This is a genomic window from Streptomyces sp. NPDC054975 (assembly GCF_053609105.1).
Genome location: NZ_JBSGWV010000005.1, coordinates 143,950 through 166,835 on the forward strand (window position 1 = coordinate 143,950; position 22,886 = coordinate 166,835).

The following is a 22,886-nucleotide window of genomic DNA, read 5'->3' on the forward strand; positions in this document are numbered from 1 at the left end:
CGGGTTTCCGGGGCGGGGGCGGCTAGGCGTTGTAGTTCGTGGTGAAGCAGCCCTTGACCAGGCCCTCGTGGATCTCGAAGCCGCTGGGCACCTTCTCCCGGTCCTTCGCGTCGCAGGACAGTACGACCAGGCCGTTCTGCACCAGGCTCTGGCCGGACGAGTCACTCTCGGCGGCGACCGCGAAGTTCTGGCCGATCGAGAAGGATCGTCCGCCCTTGGCCAGGGACTCCTGGAACTTGGCCATGTCACCGATGAGCAGCAGGGTCACGGCGTCGCCCCCGCCGTCCTTGCAGACGGCGCGCTCCTTGATGCCCCAGGCGGGGTCCTTGGCCTCGTCCTCCATGTAGGACATCCCCTCGCGGCTCTGCCGCAGCTTGTCGCATGCGACCCCTCGCTCCACGACGGCCTGCTGGACATCGGCGATCGTCGCCGCCTTCGGCAACTTGCTCAGCGAACCGTCGGCGCCCGACTCGCCGCCGCCGCTCTCACCGCCGCACCCCGTCAGCGTCACCAGCGCGGTCAGCGCGACGGCTCCGGCGGCGAGGGTCTTGGACAGGCGCATGGGATTCTCCTTGGGTCGATTCGAGGGGGCCGAGGCGGGTCAGACCGCGGCCGTGGCTTCCGCTGCCGGCGTCGGGTCCAGGTCGTTCGTCTCCTGGAGGAACGTCCAGTCCCAGACGCTCAGCGGCGGGTTGACGCCCTGGCGCGACGGGCGGGTCGTGCCGTTGGTGTCCGTGGCGGCGAGGATCTCCCTGAAGACGAGGTCCACCGCCACCGTCCCGACCCGCTTGTCGGCGTCGCGCTGGAGGCAGACACCCGTGCGGAGCTCCTGGAGGGCCGACACCACCTTGGCGTCCGTCTCCGGGCGGCCGAGGAGCGGCGCCACCAGGCTCGCCTCCTGCGCGGACTTCTGCTTGAACGCGAACACCGTGTGGATCTGGTTCGCGCCACCGCTGCGCGCCTCGGAGTCCTCGATCTGGACCAGGTCGATCGCCTGCTGCGTGATCAGGACGGTCACCGCCAGGTACGAACGGCCCTGCTTCAGTGCCCGTCGCATCAGGTCCCGGCCGCTCTCCGTGGCCGTGACGACGTACGCCTCGTCCACGAACAGCGCCTTCGGGCGCAGGCCGATCTCGCCCGTCACCGGGTTCTTCTCGTAACCGACGTCGAGCATCTGGCTGCCCAGCTCCACGACCGCCATCAGCGCCGTCGCCGCGAGCCGCTCCGCCGGGTTCCAGTTACGCGGGTCGGAGGCGGCCGGCGACTGGAAGCCACGGAGCGTGATGACAGTACGGCGCTTGCGCATCGCGGACAGCGTCTGCGGCTTCTCCGCGAAGGCGAGGCGGGCGTACGGGAGCGTCCTGAGCTCCGTCAGGAGCATCTGCGCCAGCTTCAGGTCCTTCGCCGCCTCGCGGTCGTTCGTCGCGAGCGCGTGCTCGTACGCCCGTACAACCTCGTCGACAACGTTCCACAGCGTCGGCCTCGGCACCCGCTCCTCGGCCTCGCGGGCGCTCAGGCCCTGCTCCGTCGCCTGCCGGATCGCCGAGTTGTACCAGCCGACGACCGTCGCCATCGCCTCGATGACGGGCAGGCGTACGCGCTGGTAGTCCTCGTCGCCCAGGAAGCCACGCAGCATCGATTCCGCCAGCAGCCGGCCCGACGGGACGTCGCGCGCGATCACCCACGGGTCGAGCACACCCGCCTGGCCCTTGAGAAGGTCGACGACCTCCGTCTCCGCCCAGAACTCCGGGTTCACCGGCTGGAACCGGCTCTCCGGCGTCCCCAGCACACCCCGCTCCGCGTCCGCCGCGAACTCCGGGTCGTTCACCTGGGCGCCGAAGCCCAGGTAGTAGCAGAGCTGCGCGAAGTCCGTCTTCGGGTCGATGACCAGGCAACGGACGCCCGACTCCGACTCCTCGTAGAACTTCTGCAGCGCCAGCGAGGACTTACCACCACCGGACGCGCCGACGATGGCGAGGCCACCGCCGTCGTTACGGGCCGGGCCGACGTGCAGGGAGTAGTGGACCGGCATCTTGCCCGCCCAGCCGACCAGGTTGCCCACCCAGCCGAGCTTCTTCCCGGACCGCTGCTCGGGGTTGTCGCCCAGCTCCGTGCCGGCCGTCGGCAGGCCGGCGCCGAGCTGCTCCACCTCCTGGAGCCGCAGGTACGGCGCGATCGGCAGCTTCGGGGCGTTGCCCGGCAGCTGCGACTGGAGCAGCCGCCACTGCTGGCGCGTCGGACGCAGCAGGGTGACCTTCAGGTCCTGCTTGAACTGCATCTCCAGGATGCGGCGCCGCCGCTCCAGCTCCGTCGGGTCGGACGCGGAGATCGTGAAACGGATCTGCGCCTCCATCCCCGGCATCTTGTGCTCCTCGATGTCGTCCACGAGGTGCTGGGCGCGGGTGACCTGGTTGGCGAGCTTGGTGTCGGGCGAACGGCCCGAGTTCGCCATGTCGTTCATCTCGTCGAGGAGGTTGCCGCTCATCTTCCCGGCGCGGTCCTTGAACCTCATGTACGGGATGAGCGTGAAGCGCATGTCGATCTCGACGGGGAACTCGACGTTCTGCGCCGCGTACCGCGCCCACGCGGTGGACTGGCGGAAGCGGGTCTCCGTCGGCCAGTTGGCGGCGACCAGTGTCGTCGTGTAGCTGGTGTGCTGCTCGCCCGTGACCTCGTCGTACTGGTGCAGCACGATGTGCGTCTTGCGGTTCTCGCCGGAGAAGTCCACGACCAGGTCGAACTGGTCCGGACCCCACGACCGCGAGCCGAGCACCGGCTCCGGCGGCACCGGCAGGTCGCCGTGGAGGGGCTTGCGGATCAGCCAGACCAGTTCCTCGCGGGCCAGCGGCGTACCGCCGAGGCTCTCCAGGCTCTCGTGCACCTCACGCGCCACCTGCGTCCACTGGGCCAGCAGCACGGGCGACAGATACTCGTTGTGGACACCGGTCGCGGCGGCCGTCGCCTTGTCGGCCGTACCCGTCAGGGCGCGCGACAGGGCCAGGTCCTCGACCGGGTCGTCCCCGCCGGGCAGCACACCGCTGCCGTCACCGGAGCCGCGCTTGAGCGAACCCAGCTTGACCAGCAGGATGTTCCGCTCGCGCATCGCCCCGATGCGCTCCTGGTACTCCGCCTTGCGGAAGTTGTACGCCTTGTAGTTCTCGGTCGGGTCCCAGGCGACGGCGTTGAGCTCCTCGGCCCAGCCGACGGCGGTGATCGGCCGGTACACCTTGCGGTAGTGGCACTCGACGTTACGGTCGCCGCGCGCGAGGTTGAGCAGCGCGCGGGCCGGCGCCTCGGCCATGGCCTGGAGCTCGGTGGCGTTCAGGTACTCGTCGATCGAGGTGGGCAGGACGATGCCGGTCCACACCGAGTCGCCGTGCACGAAGATCATGTCGTCGGCGTAGCGGTACGGCAGCCGCATCTCCTCACGCCGCGCCTGCGCACGGCCGCCCTGGGGCCGCGAGGGGCGATTCCCGGAGCCCTGCTTCCCACCCCCGCCCTGGTTGCCGTTGGCGCCCTTGGACTTGGAGGAGGAGGCGGCCATGATCATGGCGATCGCGAAGAAGGCGACCGCCCCGCCCAGAAGGATCATCATGAACATGGAGGAGTCATCCTGCGGTCTCGGAGGAGGGTGCGGCGGTGGGGGCGGGCACACGTCCCGCCGTGGGCGCGGGAATCGGCGGTTCCTCGGCGGCGTACGACGAACCGTGCGCCGCGGCCTCCCCCAGCGCCTGCTCGTAGCTCTGCTGCCAGCGCCGTGCGCCCGGCTGCCAGAGGATCACCTGCCAGTGCAGCTCCTCCGGCTCACGGTCGGCGGCCAGGCCCTGCAGCCGCTTGGGCTGCCACCAGTAGTCCGCCCAGACCACCAGCTGCTGGCTGAGGGTGAGGGCGGAGGGGAGCGGCCGGCCCCAGACGAAGTAGACGCCGACGGGCGGCCCGATGTAGAGCACGGACGTCAGCACCGACATGCCCAGGACGGGCACGAAGGCGGAGAGGGAGAGCAGCGTGATCATCCACACCACGCCGAACCCGAACGCCGCGCCGAGCGCGGGCAGCAGCAGTCCTGGAAGCGGGATGTTGCCCCAGTTCCAGATGCGCTTGGGCCGGTTGAGCAGATCCGTGTGGTCGTACGCGACCATCGGCTCCGGCTCGCCCGGTACTTCCTGCGCCATCGGTCACTCCCCCTCTCTCTCGACGGCCGGGGCCCCTCGGAGGGCCGGGACGCCTCGGTCCCGGCCGCGTGGCTCAGTTACCGCCGCCGCCACCGATCTGGCCACCGAGACCGATCAGCACACCGGCGAGGCCGGTCGCGCCACCGATGATCAGGGCGGCCAGCGCGATCATGCCGAAGCCCTGGAAGGCCTCACGCATGCCGTCGCCGCGCTTCATGGACATCAGCATGCGGATGCCGAGGATGAGCAGGGCGATCACCGCGACCATCGTTCCGGCGCTGCGGAGGATGTCCTGGATCTCGCCGAACATGCCCTCCAGCGTGGTCGCTGCCAGGTACATGGGGTGTCCTTTCGTTCTGGGGTGATGAGGGGGAAGAGCAAGGAGGAATAGGAAGGAATCGGGGACGAGGACGGGGAACCGGCGAAGCGGATCCCGTCGACGCGGAACCGACCTTCCGGTCCCCGTCAGGGCTTGGGATTGGGCTTTCCGGCCGGCTTCGTGGCGGGCGGCTTGGCAGCGCCGGTGGCGGGCGGTGCCGCCGGTGGCGTGGTGGTGGCACCGGCCGGCGGAGTCGACTCCCCGGGCGACGGAGTGGCGCTCGGCGCGTCGGCGTCGCCCTGTCCGCCCGCCGGGTCGAGGACCGCGCCTCGCACGTCCTTGATGAACCAGCCCTGGGCGGTGTTCACGACGGTCAGCCGGTAGGAGCGCTTGACCTCGGTGGTGGTGGGCTCGCCAGACGCGTTCTCGGTACGGGCCCCGCCCCAGACGACCTGCACACGCACCGGCACGGACTGCCCGTACTTGTACGTGACCGTGTCGCCGTCTTCCGTGCCGACCGGGGCGAGCGCCTCGACCGTCTGGACCGTCGGAGCGGCCAGGGCACCGGCGAGACCGGTGGTCGCGGCGGCAGTGGCGTCGGGGGTCGTGAAGCGGGACATCGCGGTGGTGTCGGACGCGCCCCAGGCCATGAAGTATCCCGGCAGGACCTGCGCCTTGAGCTGGTCCGAGAGCGTGTCGTCGATGACCTCGGAGTCCCGGTCCACCTCGGGTGCGTTGCCGCGGACGGGCAGCGGCATCTCGCCCACGTCGCCGACGACCCGCAGCCCCGAACCAGCCGCCGGGTTCGCGACGTACACGGGTACGGAGACGGTGGTGACGCGCCCGGTCGACAGGGTGACCTGGACTCCCAGGTACCGGCCGTTCTTTCCGTACTCCGGCAGGTCCTCGACACTGCCGTCCCAGGCTGCGCCCGTGACGCTCTGCGTGCCCTGGCCGTTCCAGCCGCACTCGCGGTCCACACCGGTCGTGGTGTAGCGGGCGAGTTCCTCGCGCCGCTGGTCGGCGTTCTTCGGGTCGTACGTCAGACAGAGCGTCGCGTACTTCTCGGCGAACGTGGCGGCGGACCGGGTCGGGAACTCGGTGAGCCGGTACTTCTGGACGTCCTTCTTGTCGAGCGCGGCAGTGGGCGCGCTCGAGGACTTGCCGATGGCGAGACCGACGACTCCGCACGAACCGAGCGCGAAGGCGCAGGTGGTGAAGAGCAGGGTGGCGCGCAGCGCGACGTGCGTACGCCGTCCCTGCGCGGGCAGCCGGCCACCGGGCCGGGGGACGTCGAAGGAGGAGGCGGCTGCGTGCGGGGCGGTGGTGGCGGTTCCGACGGGCGCGTGTGCGGACGTGGCCGTCGGGGCGGAGCTGGGCGCGGAGGCGCCACCGCCCTTACGGCTCTCCCGTGCCGCCTTCTTCGCCTCGTACGCGGCCTTCCGCTCGGCCCGCGCCTGCTCGCGCCGGTCCTTCTTGCTCGGCGCGGCGCCGGCAGCAGGGCCGTTCTGGCGCGGCGGAAGGGTCGGTACGGCGGCCTCGCCGGGCGGCACGGCGGCCTGCGGGGCGCGCCGCGTCCAGGCGGCGGCCACCTGGGCACGCGCGGCCTCGGACGCCATCGGCGGCTGGGCGGGTGCGGGGGCCTGCGACTGCGCAGGGGCGGGGTAGCCGTACGGCCCAGGTGCCTGGGGCGCCTGACCCTGGTGAGGCTGCTGCTGCCCGGCGGCCATGTTCGGCGGCCCGAACTGCCCGGGCTGGGCGGGCGGCTGGTTCCCGCCGGCACCGCCGGTAGGGCTGTTGTGGTCCGTCATCGACTCGGTCTCCCCCCGCGTGTGATCCCGTGTGAACCCCGGCCGCGGGCTCGGGCGCGGCGGGCCCTGGCGTGGCCAGGTGCGGAGGGAAGTGTGGCAAACGGACCGGACAACAACTCCTCCTTTTCCTCATTGAGGAAAAGGAGGAGTCCGGTCGAGGAAGAATGAGGAAAACGGGGGGGTCGAAATCGGGGGCTCCGGGGCGGCTGCGGGAATCCCCGGGCCCCAGGGAGGTCCGCCATGCGGCGGGGCTCGGCACAATGCGGGGGTTGCCCGCTCATCGGGCGCGCCCGAACCGTCCCCGACCCTCCCAAGGACGAGAGTTGAGCGACCAGACCGCAGGACCTGAGCAGACCCCGTACCCGGTGACGCCGCCCCAGCAATACGCACCCGCCACGGCGACGCCGCCTCAGCAGTACGCGCCGCCCGCCGTGCCGATGCCCGAACAGTACGCGCCCGCTGTGCCGACGACGCCTCAGCAGCAGGCAACCGCGCCTGCCGCCCCGGCCACGCCGACGTACGACGCCCAGCACGCCTGGATCGACGGCTACGAACCCGGCAACCCCTGGCAGTCGCGCCTCTGCTTCCAGACCCAATTCGGCACGGTCTCGTACCCCCTGACCCCGAACACGATGCCCGAACTCCTCGAAGGCCTCGTCATGGTGGCCCAGGAACAGCAGGGCATCACCGGCGACCTGGACCCGGCCGACGACGACCAGCCCGACGCTCCTTCGGCGCCCACCTCCGTCCACGACGGCCGAGCCGCTCGCCTGACGGGCTGGGCGCTGGTCCACGACCTGTGGGAACGCGAGGACCCGAAGGCCCGCTACATCATGGGCGGCGTGGTCGTGGCCCTGCTGCTTCTCGGGGTCTTCCTGGCCTGATCGGGTTAGGTTCGAGCGGGTGCATCGAGTGAGTGGATCGAGCTGAGGAATCGAGATGCTGACAGAGACCACGGGGCGAACCCCTCAGGACCTGGTCGCCGAGTTGAAGGACGAGCTGGCGGTGGACTGGCTCCAGGCGTGGCAAGGCTTGCCGCAGCCGGGGGGAGCCGAGCTGCAGAGGCTGTGTGAGGGGTATGGCTGGAAGACGAGTCCTCCGATCGACGAACGCGTCAGCATGACCGTGCAAACCCGCACAGGTGCGTCCCTGACCATCGACATGGGCAGCGACTGGGGCCACGTCCGGAAGGTGAGCCACTACGCGTGGCACGTGCGGGCGGGTGACCCGTCCGAGAACGGTGATGTGATCGCCCGCGCGGCGGAGGACTGGCCGGAATACCTGAGGGCCGTGGAATCCGTGCTGGGCGCACCGACCTGGACCGGTCCGTGGGATGCGGCCGACTTCCCCGAGCCACCGCACCCTTCGTACTGGCCGGACCAGGCCTTCCGTCTCGAGAGCCGCCGGCCGTACCGGTTCGCGCATTGGGCGCCCGTCGGCGACTCGCAGGGACGGCCCCACATCGTTCTGAGCCAGTCGGTGTCCTTCCCTACCTGGACCACGACCGCTCCGGGCGGCTCTCGTCTGCGGCTCGACCTCTGGGCACCGATCGAATTCTGGAGATGAGCGCATGACCGCGCCTCCCACTCGGGCTGAGATCGAGAACGCCCTGAGGCTTCAGGACGAGTTCGCTCAGGGAAGGCCCGAAACCCCGAGCGAAGCCCGGGCTGTGGTCTCCCGCATCTACAGCGACTGGCAGGCAGCCAAGGCGGAAGCCGCGCCGGAACGTCCCCTCGACGACATCCCGTCCTACATCCGCGACCTCGCCGCCCACGGGGATGTCACCAACCCGGATCGCGGAATCATCCGCGCGTTCTGGTCGTACCGGTCACAGCCCGAGGGGGCACCGAGGGAGGTGAAGCACCAGTTCCTCGCGCAGGCCTGCGGGCAAGCCAGGGGGTACCAGGTGCTGGAGGAGACTCCGGCGGGCCAGACGCTCGACTCCTACTACCTCGCCTCGCACCTCGTACGTGATCTCCTGGCCGAAGACCACGGAGTGGACGAGGACGACCTCAAGGCGGCGACCGCCGAAGCGTGGAAGACCGTTTCCGACCGCTACGCGCTGGCCGCCGAGGGGCCGGTGGTGACCTTCTCGACCGACATCACCGCCGGGTCCATCCTCAGCGCGAGCGAGATGCCGATCCTGCTCGCGCACGAGAAGGTCGGCAAGGACGCCGTGAGCTTCCCGCTGGAGATGCCACGACACGATCATCTCCCCCCGGAGATAGACGCGTTGATCGCCGACCCGCCGCTCCGGGCGCAGGTGCGCAAGGAGGACTTCGACCCCAGCAAGTCGCCGAAGGAATTCGCCGCGAAGCTCGCCGACCTCGACGTCCCCGAGAACCAGCGAGAAGCACACGAAGCAGCCCTCTGGCGACTCTCGACCGCCAACACCTACGACGAACTCAACACCCGCGCCGCCCAGAACGTCCCCGCGCAGCAACAACACTCTGCCTTCACCCCGGGCCTGACCGCCAAACCCGTCACCCGCCCGGCCGCCCCCCGGGGCCCCACCGGACACGGCGTGTACGACCCGGCGGACATCGAACTGCCCGCTCCCGCCCCGGCGCCGACCGGCGTCGAGCGATGACCGGGGAACATCTGATCCGAAGCGGGGTGCAGAGCCCCTGCCAGGGGAAACGTCGTTGATCGGTGCGCGGCCCGGGATACGGTCGGACGCGTACCAAGTGAGCACAACGAAGGAAAGACGATGCTGACGGAGAACACCGGGCGGACTGCCCAGGACCTCGCCGCAGAGCTGGCCGGCCTGCGCGGGGTGGACTGGGGCTCGGTCTGGGCGGGACCGCCGCAGGGTGGATCGGTGGCGTTCCGCGAGTGGTGTGGACGCTACGACTGGGCCCCGCAGACGGTCGAGCGGAACCTAGAGGTCCACACCCGCACGGGCGGAGAGTTCACCTTCTGGTCGAACGGCGGGTGGACCCCGGTCGACACCGTGACGCACTACGCCTCCCGCCTGCGGGCCTCCGCGCCGACGGACAACCCTGACGTCGTCGCGCACGCCGACACGGCATGGCCGGAGTATCTGCGCGCCGCCGAGAGCGTGCTGGGCCCGGCGGTGTGGAGCGGCTCGTGGGACGCGCCCGACTTCCCCGAGCCGCCGGAGCCCCGGTTCTGGCGCTCGCGTGAAGCCCGCCTGCGTACCCGCAGCCCGTACCGACTCGCCTTCTGGCAGCCCGTCGGTGACCCGCCCGGCCAAGCCTTCTTCATCCTCGCGCAGTCCGTGTCGTTTCCGACGTGGACCACCGACATGCCCGGCAGCTCCACCATCGCGCTCGACATCTACGCGCCCGCCGGCTCTCGGCGGCAGCGATGAACTACGACGCCCCTCCCACGAAGGAGGAGATAGCCACGGCGCTCCGGATCAAGGAGCAGTACGAGAAGGACACTCCGTCGAACGACGAAGAGGCGGCCGTCGTGGCCCAGCGGATCTACGAGGACTGGCAGACGGCGCGCGCCGAGGGCCGGTCCTCCGCCAAGGACATCCTGGCGTTCATCAGCGAGATCGGCGAGGACCACTCCGTCACCAACCCGGACAGGGGCAGCACCCGCGCCTTCTGGGCCTACGAGTCCCAGCCGGAGGGCGCGGACGAGGTCATCCAGCACCGCTTTCTCGCAAGGGCGTTGGGCGAGGCCCGAGGACTCCAGGTACTCCAGGAGACCGACGGGGGCAAGCGGATGGACTCGTACCGCCTGGAGGGCGAGCTCGTGCCCCGCGCCCTCGAGCGGGACTACGGTGTGGACGGCCAGGAACTCAAGACCGTCGTCGACGCCGCGTGGATCAACCTCTCCGAGCGGTACGCGATGGCCGCCGAAGGCCCCGTCGTCGCGCTCGTGGGAGACATCGCCGAGCGGACCGTGCTCGGCAAGGACGAGCTGCCGATCCTTCTCGCCCATCCCAAGGTCGGCAAGGAGGGGGTGAAGTTCCCCGTCCCCCTGCCCGAGAACGAGCATCTCCCTCGGGAGATCCACTCGTTCATCTCCCATCCCGAGCTCCGGCCCCAGATGCGGATGGAGGACTACGCCGAGGACAAGTCGCCGAAGGACTTCGCCGCGAAGCTCGCCAACCTCGACGTCCCGGAGCACCAGCGCGAAGCACACGAAGGGGCCCTCTGGCGCCTCTCGACCGCCAACACCTACGACGAACTCAACACCCGCGCCGCCCAGAACGTCCCCGCACAACAGCAACACTCCGCCTTCATCCCCGGTGTGACCGCCAAGCCCGTCACTCGCGCCGCCACCCCCCGCGGCCCCACCGGACACGGCGTGTACGACCCGACGCTCGCACCGCCCGCCCCGGCCCTCGCCGCGGCACAGGCCGGCGTCGAGCGCTGAGCCCGAGCAGCAGGAGAGGCAGCTCTCGTGAGCAGTGACAACACCGAATACGCCCGTGCGGCAGCGGCCCTGGCGGAGAAGGCGGTCTTCTTCGCCGACACCAAGGCATGGGCACCCATGCACATGAAGCTGACGTTCTTCCTGGCCGGGTCCCGCTCGGCCCAGGAGGAGCAGCATCACGGTGGGCAGCTGGACGGCTGGAAGGCCCGACTGCTCGCCGCCCGAGCGGCCGGCGACTCGGCGGCCGACGAGAACGCCCGGGCCGAGCTCGCCGCGATGGTGCTCACTGAGCTCCACCAGCGCGAGGGCGCACTGACGACCCTCCTCGGGGCGTTCCCGCTGCTCGCCGAGGAGAAGCCGGCACAGCCTCCGGAGGCACAGTCCGGTTCCGAGGAGGCCGAGTTCTTCTACGCGGACGTCTTCGTCTTCGTCACCGAGTACCTCTCCCAGATGCTGCGCCGCCGCATCAACGGATCCTCCGCGACCTGGTGCCCTCGCTGGTGGGCGCACCCCGAGGCGGGTGCGCGGCTGAGTGCGCTCTGGCTGGCCTGGGAGCACCTGCGGCAGGATCCGGGTACGGGCATGTCCACATGGTGGCTGCACCACGCCGATCCGCATCTGCGGGTGCTGATGGACCCGGACATGGGGCCGTTCGCCGCATGCTCTCCGAAGGACGGGCACACCGCCTACCCCTTCGACCCGCTTCCCGTCGAGCCGTACGACGAGAGCCTGGACCCGCTGCGCGGCTGAGAACCTGCGCCCGGCCGAGAACCTGCACCACTCCCCCACACACTGCCGCCCCCGCCCGCGTCTCCCAATTCCCCGTTTTTCCTCGCCGATTCCCCGAGCTTTCCCCGACGGGGAAAACCTGCGCCCCACCGGCCGACTCTCCACCTACCGTGTCTCGGCAACCTGACTGAGGGAGGCCCGGGACGGTGGAGTCACCCGCCGAGAACAAGCGAACTGCGGCATTCGCCCTGGCGGTGCTGGGGCTCCTGATGGTCGGCGCCGTATTGGTGCTGATCCTCTTCAACGGTGAGGACACCGGGGACGAGGGCGCCGCGAATCCGCCCGCCACCAGCGCGCCCCCGAACGGAAGCGGCGGTTCCACGGACAACAAGCCCTCGGACGGGACGTCCGAGGGCGCCGGTGCGGTCAAGCCGATCCTGACCCCGGCCGAGGCCGCCCAGGCGCACAAGGTGATGACCGACTACATGGCCGGCCTCAGCACGTACGCACACACCGACGAGACGGCCTCCTGGTCCGCGCCGCTGCTCGCGCTCACCAACGGCGACTCGAATCTGAAGCAGGAGACGGCGCTCCCCACCGGCAAGGCCTGGGACACGTGCGTGGCCGCCAAGTGCGCGTCGCGCGGGACCGCGACCGTGGTCCGTGACGCGATGGTCGCCGACGATCTCGTGCAGAAGGGCGGCAGGACGGTTTCCAGCCTGGTGAAGGTGACGGCGGCCCGGAGCGAGGGCGGCCGGAGCACCGATACGGAGACCAACTCCTGGCTCGTCACGGTCCGCGACAACGGCGGCGGCCGCTGGAAGGTGTCGTCGTTCTCCATCTTCGGACTCGGCAACGTGGGCGCGTCCGACCAGGCGGGAGGGTAAAAACCGATGGTCGCTCCTGCCGTACTCGCGGCCGCTGCCAAGGCGGCGAAGGTCGCCAAGGCGGCGAAGGCCGCCAAGGACGTCGCCCAGTCCGCACGCGGAGGCGGCGGACAGGGTGGCCCCGGCGGCCAGAAGAAGAAGAGCAACCTCAAGTTGTGGCTTCTCCTCGGCGCCGGCGCGCTGTTGCCGTCGGGCGGCATCGGCTTCGTCATCCTCGTCCTGATCGGCGCGCTGATCGGCAGCATCGGCGGAGGTACGGCGGCGGCCGCCTGCAGTGACTACAGCGAAAACACCGAGGCCGGCAACACGAGCGACGCGGCCGCCACTTCGCCGATCATCCCGGCGGGCAAGATGTACCTGCCGAGCTCGACCGCGCGGAACGAGATACCCCCGAAGATGATCCTCGCCGCGATGCGCGCGGCCGCCCGCTACGAGGGCATGGACTGGACGATCATCGCCGGGCAGATGTACCAGGAGACCAAGTACGGGCAGGACCCGTCGGCGGCTCCCGGCGGCAAGAACAGCGCCGGTTACATGGGCATCCTGCAATTCGGTCACCCCGCCTGGAAGGACTACGGGGACGACGGAAACGACGACGGCAAGAAGGACCTGTACAACATCGACGACGCCGCCTTCGCCGCGGCCAACTTCCTGCACGCCAAGAAGGTCGAGACCAACGCATGGAAGGCGCTGCAGTCGTACTCGGGTTCCCTCGCCAGCAACACCATCTACATGCGTGTCGTCCTCACCCAGGCCGCCCGCTACCGGGGCAACCTGACCGGCGACAAGGACCTGATCAACAAGTGGTACGCGCACCTCAAGAAGACCGTCGAGAAGAACCCGAACTTCCCGACGCTCGGCCAGCAGTCGGACATCCCTGAGCCCGTCGGCAACAACGCGCAGCCGAACCAAGCCCTGAGCATCGCGAGTTCCCCGCCCAAGTCCTGGTCCACCCCGCCGCTGGAGGGCGACGGCGCGACGACCACGACGGCGATGGCCGCGCAGGGCGGATTCAGCAACCTCGAACCGCTCTCCCTCGGCGCCGAGCCGATCTCCCTCGCCGCCGCGCCGCTCGCGCCCCAGGCGCCCGCCCCCGACCCGGACGCGCCCACGACCGGCAAGGACTGGCAGTGGCCGATGAAGGAGGGCACGTTCAAGGTCGGCACGCCGTACAAGAAGCGCGGCGGCATGTGGAGCCTCGGCTACCACACCGGGCTCGACCTGGAGGCTCCCGTCGGCACGACCATCTACGCCCCGGCCGACGGCACGATCGTGAAGACCGGCAGCGGCGGCGCGTACGGCAACGAGACCCTCATCGAGCACGCGAACGGCGTCATCACCCAGTACGCCCACCAGTCCCGGTTCGTCGTCGGCAAGGGCGACAAGGTCAAGCGCGGCGACCCGATCGGTGCCGTCGGCATGACCGGCAACACCAGCGGGCCGCACCTGCACTGGGAGGTCCGCGTCCCCGGCGTCGACAACCCGTTCGTCGGCGGTCAGGACAACGGTCCCGGCATGGTCGACCCCGAGGCGTGGCTGGACGGGAAGATCAGCGCCAGCCCCGACTACGGCACCACGCCGAGCGGTGACGGCGGCAAGGACGCCGAGTACGCCAACTGCGCCGAGGGCGCCGAAGGCACGCCGGTCGCTCCCGACGGCGCCGGAGTGACGGGCGTCCTGCCCGACTCCGACGACCCGGTCGTCCGCGCGGCGCTCGGCTGGGCGCAGCGGGGCATCGGCCGGCCGTACGTGTGGGGCGCGCCGCGCCTCCAGGGCGACAACCCGGTGTCGTTCGACTGCTCCAGCTTCACCCAGTGGGCGTACTACCAGGCGAGCGGCGGCAAGATCAACATCGGGGCGGTGACGTACGACCAGGAGGACAATCTCGCCAAGTCCAAGGTCGACCTCAGCAAGTCGCAGCCCGGTGACCTGATCTTCTTCCGGTCCGGCCCCCGCGGCTCGGAGCACGTCGCGCTCATCTGGGACCCGAAGGGCAAGAAGATCCTGCACGCCCCGCGCGCCGGCAAGAACGTCGAGTTCAGCACCTGGGACGTCCAGGGGCAGATCACCGGCGTGTACCGGGTGCCGATCAAGCCCGGCACCAACCCGGCCGAGGCCGGCGGCCACAAGGATGCATGACGCACGTTCCATACGTGACGCAAGGAAGGTCGAGGAAGGTCGGAGAGATGGCCGCTGAGCAGAAGAAGAAGCCACGTGCCGAGGACGACTGGACGTACGAGATAGCCGGTCTCGTCGCCGTCGTCCTGGTCGTGCTGTGCGGCGCGTGGGGCGCCGCGTACCTTGGCGCGTCCTTCGACGATGCCCCGGCCCCGCCCGGCAACCCCTTCTCGTTCCTCATCGCCCTCGTGAAGGGCGACTACACCTGGCCGGGCAGCGCGGCGAGCGCGGTGGCGGCCGGCGAGGCCGTGCTGCTCCTCATCCTGATCCTGTGGGGCTACCGGCTGCGCCAGCGCGCGAAGAGGAAGCCGGACGTGGACACGGCGGCCAAGCACCTGGCGAAGGGCGAGCAGCTCGGCAAGCTCACGATGAAGGGCGCGGCGGCGACCGCCGAGCGCCTGGGCGTGATGAGCCGGGTTCCGGGCGTCTTCATCGGCCGTTCGGTGAAGGGGAAGCAGCCGCTCTTCGGTTCCTTCGAGGACATGCACGTCGACATCTGGGGTCCCCGTACGGGTAAGACGACGCGGCGCGCCATCCCGGCGATCCTCGACGGCCCGGGCGCGGTCCTCGTGACGTCCAACAAGCGGGACATCGTGGACGCCACGCGCGGCCCGCGCCAGGCGGTCGGCCAGGTGTGGGTGTTCGACCCGCAGCAGGTCGCGACGGAGCCGCCGTCGTGGTGGTGGAACCCGCTGTCGTACGTCACCGATGTCGCCAAGGCCCGTAAGCTGGCCGACCACTTCGCGTCCGGCTCGCGCGACCCGAACGCCTCCACGGACGCGTTCTTCGACCCGGCGGGACAGGACCTCCTGGCCAACCTCCTCCTGGCGGCGGCGACCGGCAACGCGCCGATCACGCAGGTCTACACCTGGCTCTCCAACCCCAAGGACGACACCCCCGAGCGCATCCTGCGCGGCGCCGGACACACCATGCCGGCGGACGCGCTGAACGGTGTCATCACGGCACCGGACAAGCAGCGCAGCGGTATCTACGGTGTGGCGCAGCAGATGGCGTCCTGCCTGATCAACCCCGAGATCAACAAGTGGGTCACCCCTCTGGGCCCGGACGACACCCGTCCGCAGCTCAACCCGCACGAGTTCGTCCGTGGCCCCGCCACGCTGTACTCCCTCTCCCGCGAAGGCACGGACTCGGCCGGCCCCCTGGTCACGGCCCTGACCGTGGCGACGGTCGAGGCGGCCGAGGAGTACGCGACCACGCAGCGCGGCGGCCGTCTCCCCCAGCCGCTCGTCGGCGTCCTGGACGAGGCGGCGAACGTCTGTCGCTGGCGGGCGCTGCCCGACCTGTACTCGCACTACGGCTCGCGCGGCATCATCCTCATGACGATCCTGCAGTCCTGGGCGCAGGGCGTCGAGGTGTGGGGCGACCGCGGCATGGAGAAGCTGTGGTCGGCCGCGAACGTCCGCGTCTACGGCGGCGGTGTCTCCGACACCCGCTTCCTCGGCGACCTGTCGGACCTGGCGGGCGAGTACGAGCTGCGCGAATACTCCACGACCCGCGAGTCGGAGCACGGCCACTGGTCGGGCAACCGCACGGTCAACGAGTCGGTCCGCCGCGAACGCGTCCTGCACGTCTCGGACCTCGGCTCCATGCCCCCGGGCCGCGCCCTGGTCCTGGCCTCGGGCACGAAGCCGGTCCTGGTGGAGACGATCCCCTGGTGGGAAGGCCCCTACGCCCAGTCGGTCCAGGCCTCCTTGGCCAAGTACGACCCCGGCGCGAGGCGCTGACCTGACGAACGACGAAGCGGCGGGGCCCCTGGGGGCCTCGCCGCTCGTGGTTACTGGGGGGCTTGCGGTCGCAGTCAGGGGAGGAGGCTCGCCACCGTGGAGGTGAGGAGGGCGAGGAGGGTGAGGGCGGCGCCGAAGGCCACGCCGCCGCGCATCGCGGCCGACGAGTTCGACGCCCCCTCCGAGCGCGCGAGCAGGACCGCCGCGACGGCGCACAGTGCGGCGACCAGCAGGACGAGGGCCACGGTGACCACGATCAGGGTGACGACGGCTTCGAACGGCATCTGGGGCTCCTGGCGCAGACGTTGATCGGACGGGTGGAGATTCGTCGATCAGCCGTACGCCGGGGTTCGAGCGGACGAAAATGAACCGCGCCGAACAGAGGAGGCCGCATGGCGGGTGGGGACGACGGCGAGGGTCAGGAGGCGGCCCTGGCGGCGTTACGCGAGTACCTGCGCGACGCCCTCGGCCGTAAGGGGCTCGCCCGTAAGGACATCGTCGCGCGCACCGCCACCGCGGGCATGTCCTTGAGCCCGACCACGATCAGCCTGGCCCTGAACGCCGGTCATCCCGCCCCCACTTGGCCAACGGTGACAGCCATCGCGCAGGCCCTCGGCGCGGACGAGAGCGCGCTCGCGCGGCTGCGACAGCTCTGGCTCAAGACCCAGCCCCAGGCCGACACGCGTCGCCCGGCCACCCCTACGAGTTCCGCCCCTGCGGGTGCCACCGGCCGGCCGGGCACGGTCGAAACGGCGGGGCCGGGGCTCCTGGAGGTGCATCAGGCCCCGCTCCTCCCGAGCGACACCGACACCGACTCCGACGCCGACACCGAGACCGACCGCGAGGCCGCGACCGACGCCGAGACCGGACCCGAGACCAGCCCCGGCCAAGGCCTCACCCCCTACCTCCCCCGCCCCCACGACCGCGAAGTCGAGCGCCTGCTCAAGCCCGCCCTCGACGGGAGCGTCTCCGCGTTCGTCGTGCTCACCGGCGACTCGTCGACCGGCAAGACCCGTGCCCTGTTCGACGCCCTGTACCGGCTGGCCCCGGCCCGCCCGCTGTGGCGGCCGGCCCACGCCGCCGCGCTGGCCGACCTCCTGGAGGCCGGGGAGATCGCGCCCGGGTCCGTCCTCTGGCTCAACGAAGCGCAGCGCTTCCTCTACGGTGACCGTTCCGAGGCGGCCGCGGCCGCCCTGCGCGAGTTGCTGATGACCCGCAACGGCGTCACCGCCGTCGGCACCCTGTGGACGCTCCCGTACTGGGAGGACCTGACCCGTCCGGCCGTGGAGGCGGACCCGCGCAGCCAGGTCCGCGCCCTCCTCGAAGCCCCCGTCACCCACCGGGTCCCCGTCCCGGCCGACCTGACATCGGCCGAGCTCTCACAGTGGGAACGCCTCGCGGCTTCCAGCGGTGACCCCCGCATGGCGCGGGCCGTGCGGGCCGGTACGACCGACGGGCGGGTCGTGCAGCACCTCAGCGGCGGGCCCCGGCTGCTCGCCGCGTACCGCATGGGACCCGGCGCCCACTTCACGCACGCCGAGCACGCCCTCGTCACGGCCGCCGTCGTCGCCCGGCAGCTCGGGCACTACCCACCGCTGTCCGAGGAACTGCTGACGCACGCCGCCGACGGGGCGCTCCCGCCGCGCTTCAGGCCCGCCGAACCCGACTGGGCCCGGGCCGCCCTGACCTCCCTCACCACGGGAGTACGGGCCGATGGGCGTCGTACGGACATCAGGAACGCGCTCACCGCGCTCGTCGCGGTCCGCGCCACCTCGGGCGGCACCACGGCGTACGAACCGGCCGACTACCTGCACCAGAGCCTGCACTCCGCGCACGCCGTGCCCGACCCCACCCCCGCGCTGTGGGACGCGCTGACGGCGCACACGACCGACCCCTACGCGCTCAACGTCCTGTCGATCGAGGCACAGCGGCGGGACTTCCTGAAGCAGGCCGTGCTGTTGCTGCGCCGCGCAGCCGCCGCCGGCCATCCGGCAGCGTGGAAGTACCTGCTCCTGGTCACGCCTCAAGAGGTGGGCGACAGACGGGACATGGCGCTCTGGATGGCCGAGCACGCCGGGTTCGACTCCGTCCGGGCCGCGACCGCCCGCCTGTGGGACCTGAGCGACGCGGGCCCCGACGTCACGGCCCGCCTCGCCGCGCGCGTCGTGGCCCGCGTCGGGTTCACCCACACCGACGCCGACGAGGTCGGCGGGCTGTTCCGGGTGCTGCGTGAACTCGGGCACGAGGACATGCTCCTGGACCTCGACCCGGCCGCGCGTGTGCGGCTGACGGACGAGACGGGTGCGCTCCGGCTGCTCGGCCAGCTGCTCGACGCCGGGTACACCGATCCCGCCGCCCGCCTCACCGACCGGCTCCTCTCCCGAGGAACCCCACTCCGGAACCCCTGGGCGTGCCAGACCCTCCTCAAGTCTCTACGGATCTGCGGGCACCGTCCCGAGGAGTGGGCGGCACTGTCCCTGGAGGCCGCACGCCAGGCCGAACTCTTCGACCTCCAGTCCGCACTCGGCCTCGCCGAAGAGCTGAGCGAGGCGGGGCAGGCGCAGGCCGCGCACCTGCTCGCCCACCGGATCGCCGACGCGGTGGAGCCGGACGACACCCACGGCGTCGCCTCCACGATGTACGAACTGCGCTGCCTGGGGATGACCTCGGCGTGCCGCCACCTCGCCGAGCGGGCCGTGCCCCGGGTCGTACTGGAGGATCCGGAGGCGGTCGGCTGGCTGCTGGAGGAGCTGGCGAACTCGGGGCTCGACGAGTGGGTCGAGACGCTGCTGGCCCGCGATCCTCTCGCGGAGGTCGTCGTCGGTCCCGTCACCGAGGCGGTCGTACTCCTGTGGTCCTTGCAGGCCATGGGGCGGGAGGACCTGGTCCGTCGCATGGTGCTCGGCAGCCTGGCGTACGTCGAGCCGGACGAGGCGGAGTACGCCTCCTACTTCCTCGACGTCCTCGCGCTCGTGGGCCGTCCGGCGGACGTGACGCGGTTCGCTCTGCGGGCCGTCGAGGAGGTGCCTCTCTCCCGCGTCCCCACGCTGGGGTTCCTGGCCCGCTCCCTCCAGGCCCACCAGCAGGGGAAACCGCTCGTCCGGCTCGCCCGTCGCGCTGTCGCCGCCGCGGATCCGCTCATGGCCGCGGCCTTCGTCGACCTGCTCGGGATGTTCCGCGCGCGCAGCCTGGACGCGCACGCGCACGACCTGATCGAGCGAGCCGCCTCGCACCCCGGGCTCGCCCAGGCTGTCGCGGAGAGAGGCCTGTTGAGTCGCCTGCGCGACGCGGGCGAGACGGAGGCCGCCGACCGCCTGGAAGCCGCGGCCCCGTCGAGGGCCGGGGCCTCCGCCCCGGAGGCGGTGGCGCCGCCGAGGGCCGAGGCCTCCGCCCCTGAGGCGGTGGCGCCGCCGAGGGCTGATGCCCCCAACCCGGTGCTGGCCACTCCGTCGAGGGCCGAATCCGACACCCCCGAGCCGGCCGCTCCGTCCCGGGCCGAGCCGCGTCCGAAGAGCCCGTACGGCCTGGAGACCGACGGCACCCCGGCCGCCCCCTGGAACTGGAACGACCTGGACCGCCCCGGACGCGACCCCGGCCCCGGGCCCGGCCCCCGCACGCTTGTCCGACCCCAGCCCCGCCACGACCCTCAGCCGCCGGTCGTCGGCGAACCGGACCCGTGGAGCCCCTGGCCCTCCTGGGAACGGTACGCCGACAACTAGGGCCTCCGGAGACTCAGATCCCGACGAGGTGCTCCGGGCGGACCGGCGTCTTGTTGAGCTCCAGGCCCGTCGCGTTCCGGATCGCCGCGACGACGGCCGGGGTGGACGACAGGGTCGGGGCCTCGCCTATGCCACGGACGCCGTACGGGGCGTTCGGGTCGGCCAGTTCGAGGTAGTCGACCGGGATCGTGGGCGTGTCCAGGATCGTCGGCAGCAGGTAGTCCGTGAAGGAGGGGTTCTTCACCTTCGCGGTCTTCGGGTCCACGAGGATCTCCTCCATCACCGCGACGCCCAGGCCCTGGACAGTGCCGCCCTGGATCTGGCCGACGACGGACAGCGGGTTGAGCGCCTTGCCCACGTCCTGGGCGCAGGCCAGTTCGACGACCTTGACCAGGCCCAGCTCGGTGTCGACCTCGACCACGGCGCGGTGCGCGGCGAACGAGTACTGGACGTGGCCGTCGCCCTGGCCCGTCTTCAGGTCGAAGGGCTGGGTGGGCCGGTGCCGCCACTCCGCCTCGACCTCCACGACCTCGTCCTCCAGGACGTCCGCCAGGGCCGCGAGGACCTCCCCGCCGTCGGTGACGACCTTGCCGCCCTCCAGGCGCAGCGTGGCCGTCTCCCACTCCGGGACGTACCCGCCGAACTTGCGCCGGCCGATCTCCAGGACCCTCTCGCGGACGAGCCCGCAGGAGTTCTTGACGGAGCCGCCGGTCATGTACGTCTGGCGGGCCGCCGAGGTCGAACCGGCCGAGCCCACCTGGGTGTCGGCGGGGTGGATGGTGACCTGCTGGACGCCGAGCTCGGTGCGTGCGATCTGGGCGTGGATGGTGACACCGCCCTGGCCGACCTCCGCCATCGCCGTGTGGACCATCGCGACGGGCTCGCCGTTGATGACCTGCAGGCGTACCTTCGCGGTCGAGTAGTCGTCGAAGCCCTCGGAGAAGCCGACGTTCTTGACGCCGACGGCATAGCCGACGCCCCGCACGACACCCTCGCCGTGGGTGGTGTTCGACAGTCCGCCCGGCAGCCCGCGCACGTCGGCCTCGCCGTCGGCGACCGCCCACTGGTGCTCGGGCGGCAGCGGCCGCTCCTTGACCATGCGCAGGAGCTCGGCGACCGGGGCCGGCGAGTCCACGACCTGGCCGGTCGGCATGATCGTGCCCTGCTCCATGGCGTTGAGCTGGCGCAGCTCCACGGGGTCCATGCCCAGCTTCGCCGCGAGCTTGTCCATCTGCGCCTCGTACGCGAAGCACGCCTGGACCGCGCCGAAACCGCGCATCGCGCCGCACGGCGGGTTGTTCGTGTAGAGGCCGACCGCCTCGATCTCGACGTCGTCGACGACGTACGGGCCGACCGAGAGGGACGCGGCGTTGCCGACGACCGAGGCCGTGGAGGACGCGTAGGCGCCGCCGTCGAGCACGATCCTGCACCGCATGTGCGTGATCTTGCCGTCCTTGGTGGCTCCGTGCTCGTACCAGAGCTTCGCCGGGTGGCGGTGCACGTGCCCGAAGAAGGACTCGTAGCGGTTGTAGACCATCTTCACCGGCTTGCCGGTGCGCAGCGCGAGGACGGAGGCGAGGATCTGCATCGAGATGTCCTCACGGCCACCGAACGCCCCGCCGACCCCGGCCATGGTCATCCGCACCTTCTCCTCGGGCAGGCCGAGGACCGGGGCGATCTGCTTGAGGTCGGAGTGCAGCCACTGGGTGGCCACGTACAGGTCGACACCGCCGTCCTCGGCGGGCACGGCGAGGCCGGACTCCGGGCCGAGGAAGGCCTGGTCCTGCATACCGAACGTGTACTCACCCTCGACGATCACGTCGGCGCGCTTGCGGGCCTCCTCCACGTCGCCGCGGATGATCGGCTGGCGGTGCACGATGTTCGGGTGCGGGACGTGACCGGCGTGGTGGTCGTCGCGGTTCTCGTGGATCAGCGGGGCGTCCGGGGCGAGGGCGGAGGCCTCGTCCGTGACGACCGGAAGCTCCTTGTACTCGATCCTGATCTTGGCGGCCGCTCGGCGCGCCGTCTCGGGATGGTCGGCGGCCACGAGCGCGACGGGCTCACCGTGGTGACGGACCTTGCCGTGGGCCAGGACCGGGGTGTCGTTGAACTCCATGCCGTAGTACTTCATCGGCGCCGGCAGGTCGTCGTACGTGAGCACGGCGTACACACCGGACATCGCGAGCGCCTCGGAGACGTCGATGGAGACGATCTCGGCGTGCGCGACGGTCGAGCGGAGCGTCTGGCCCCACAGCATGTCCTCGTGCCACATGTCCGAGGAGTACGCGAACTCACCGGTGACCTTGAGGGTGCCGTCCGGGCGGAGCGTCGACTCGCCGATGCCGCCCCTGGTGCGGGAGCCCTGGGTGACGTCGCTGGGGATACCCGTAGGGGTGCTGCTGTTGCCAGCCATGATCAGACCGCCTCTTCCTGGTGTTCTGGTGACCCTGCGGCGGCCGTGGCCGCCCTCGCCGTCCTCCGTGCCGCGACCCCCGTGCGCGGCACTCGCCGTACTCGGCGTACGCGTCGTACGCGCGTCGTACGTAGGCGGCGTAGGCGGCCGCCGGGTCGGGCGTCGCTGCCGGCCGCTCGCGCAGAAGTAGACAGCCCGGCACTGGGCCCGAGGCAGTCACCGATCACTCAGAACAGGCTTCCGAGCCGCCTGTGGACAACGGTCCTTTCCTCCACCCCCATGCGCCTGAACTGCATGGATACCCCTCCCACTCCTCGCCGCTGCATGAGAGGGTGACGCCCATGCGGCTACGCGAACTCCTGGACGTCGACGAGCTCGGGCTGTGTCTGGTCGTGGGGCCGGACGCCGACGACACCGAGCTCGACGGGGCCGCGCTCGACCGAACCGTGCCCGACCAGGACCTGCTCGACGGGACCGCGCTCGACCCAGCCATGCCCGACCCAGCCGTGCTCGACAGGACCGCGCTCGACCCAGCCATGCCCGACCCAGCCGTGCTCGAC

At 71.0% G+C, this 22,886-nt stretch carries 18 protein-coding genes; 10 read left to right on the top strand and 8 right to left on the bottom strand.

Going from position 1 to position 22,886, the window contains the following annotated elements; genetic code table 11:
• Positions 1-22: 22 nt before the first annotated feature.
• From ACWF79_RS08650 to ACWF79_RS08670, 5 genes are all read right to left on the bottom strand, one after another.
• Positions 23-562, bottom strand: a complete 540-nt coding sequence (locus ACWF79_RS08650; protein ID WP_453727314.1) for a hypothetical protein — start codon at positions 560-562, stop codon at positions 23-25.
• Between the two features lie 39 nt (positions 563-601).
• Positions 602-3,601 carry an ATP-binding protein gene (locus tag ACWF79_RS08655; protein WP_453727315.1) on the bottom strand — a complete coding sequence of 1,000 codons (3,000 nt, stop codon included), beginning with the start codon at positions 3,599-3,601 and terminating at the stop codon, positions 602-604.
• A gap of 7 nt (positions 3,602-3,608) precedes the next feature.
• Complete coding sequence (locus ACWF79_RS08660) at positions 3,609-4,172, bottom strand: hypothetical protein (RefSeq protein WP_453727316.1); 564 nt, start codon at positions 4,170-4,172, stop codon at positions 3,609-3,611.
• 73 nt (positions 4,173-4,245) lie between these two features.
• Positions 4,246-4,512 carry a hypothetical protein gene (locus ACWF79_RS08665; RefSeq protein ID WP_383166918.1) on the bottom strand — a complete coding sequence of 89 codons (267 nt, stop codon included), beginning with the start codon at positions 4,510-4,512 and terminating at the stop codon, positions 4,246-4,248.
• A gap of 125 nt (positions 4,513-4,637) precedes the next feature.
• Entirely contained in the window at positions 4,638-6,302 is a 1,665-nt protein-coding gene (locus ACWF79_RS08670; RefSeq protein WP_453727317.1) for a conjugal transfer protein, read from the bottom strand.
• A gap of 323 nt (positions 6,303-6,625) precedes the next feature.
• Here ACWF79_RS08670 and ACWF79_RS08675 point away from each other — a divergent pair, with 323 nt between their 5' ends.
• The 9 genes from ACWF79_RS08675 to ACWF79_RS08715 all read left to right on the top strand — a co-directional run bounded on the left by ACWF79_RS08675 (position 6,626) and on the right by ACWF79_RS08715 (position 16,194).
• Entirely contained in the window at positions 6,626-7,186 is a 561-nt protein-coding gene (locus ACWF79_RS08675; RefSeq protein WP_453727318.1) for a hypothetical protein, read from the top strand.
• Between the two features lie 55 nt (positions 7,187-7,241).
• Positions 7,242-7,868 (top strand): hypothetical protein, encoded by a 627-nt coding sequence (locus ACWF79_RS08680; protein WP_453727319.1) that lies wholly within the window; start codon positions 7,242-7,244, stop codon positions 7,866-7,868.
• A 4-nt stretch (positions 7,869-7,872) separates the two neighbouring features.
• Complete coding sequence (locus tag ACWF79_RS08685; RefSeq protein ID WP_453727320.1) at positions 7,873-8,892, top strand: hypothetical protein; 1,020 nt, start codon at positions 7,873-7,875, stop codon at positions 8,890-8,892.
• 120 nt (positions 8,893-9,012) lie between these two features.
• Positions 9,013-9,636, top strand: coding sequence for a hypothetical protein (locus ACWF79_RS08690; RefSeq protein WP_453727321.1), 624 nt, complete (start codon positions 9,013-9,015; stop codon positions 9,634-9,636).
• A complete protein-coding gene (locus tag ACWF79_RS08695; RefSeq protein WP_453727322.1) occupies positions 9,633-10,655 on the top strand; it encodes a hypothetical protein in 1,023 nt (340 codons plus the stop codon). Before ACWF79_RS08690 ends, ACWF79_RS08695 begins: the two co-directional genes overlap by 4 nt.
• 27 nt (positions 10,656-10,682) lie before the next feature.
• Complete coding sequence (locus ACWF79_RS08700; protein ID WP_453727323.1) at positions 10,683-11,405, top strand: DUF4913 domain-containing protein; 723 nt, start codon at positions 10,683-10,685, stop codon at positions 11,403-11,405.
• A 185-nt stretch (positions 11,406-11,590) separates the two neighbouring features.
• Positions 11,591-12,271 carry a hypothetical protein gene (locus ACWF79_RS08705; RefSeq protein ID WP_453727324.1) on the top strand — a complete coding sequence of 227 codons (681 nt, stop codon included), beginning with the start codon at positions 11,591-11,593 and terminating at the stop codon, positions 12,269-12,271.
• Between the two features lie 6 nt (positions 12,272-12,277).
• Positions 12,278-14,410, top strand: a complete 2,133-nt coding sequence (locus ACWF79_RS08710; protein ID WP_453727325.1) for a peptidoglycan DD-metalloendopeptidase family protein — start codon at positions 12,278-12,280, stop codon at positions 14,408-14,410.
• Between the two features lie 47 nt (positions 14,411-14,457).
• The gene (locus ACWF79_RS08715; RefSeq protein ID WP_453727326.1) at positions 14,458-16,194 is read left to right on the top strand and encodes a type IV secretory system conjugative DNA transfer family protein; all 1,737 of its coding nucleotides are present in this window, start codon (positions 14,458-14,460) and stop codon (positions 16,192-16,194) included.
• 74 nt (positions 16,195-16,268) lie between these two features.
• Here the strand turns inward: ACWF79_RS08715 and ACWF79_RS08720 are convergent, their stop codons facing one another.
• The gene (locus tag ACWF79_RS08720) at positions 16,269-16,478 is read right to left on the bottom strand and encodes a hypothetical protein (RefSeq protein WP_453727327.1); all 210 of its coding nucleotides are present in this window, start codon (positions 16,476-16,478) and stop codon (positions 16,269-16,271) included.
• Positions 16,479-16,586: 108 nt separating this feature from the next.
• On the opposite strand from ACWF79_RS08720, the gene ACWF79_RS08725 reads away from it, so the two are divergent.
• Complete coding sequence (locus ACWF79_RS08725; protein ID WP_453727328.1) at positions 16,587-19,913, top strand: hypothetical protein; 3,327 nt, start codon at positions 16,587-16,589, stop codon at positions 19,911-19,913.
• Positions 19,914-19,926: 13 nt separating this feature from the next.
• Here the strand turns inward: ACWF79_RS08725 and pucD are convergent, their stop codons facing one another.
• Both pucD and ACWF79_RS08735 read right to left on the bottom strand, forming a co-directional pair.
• The gene (pucD, locus tag ACWF79_RS08730) at positions 19,927-22,326 is read right to left on the bottom strand and encodes a xanthine dehydrogenase subunit D (protein ID WP_453727329.1); all 2,400 of its coding nucleotides are present in this window, start codon (positions 22,324-22,326) and stop codon (positions 19,927-19,929) included.
• Positions 22,327-22,673: 347 nt separating this feature from the next.
• The coding region (locus ACWF79_RS08735) for a hypothetical protein (RefSeq protein WP_453727330.1) at positions 22,674-22,886 on the bottom strand (213 nt) is incomplete at its 5' end.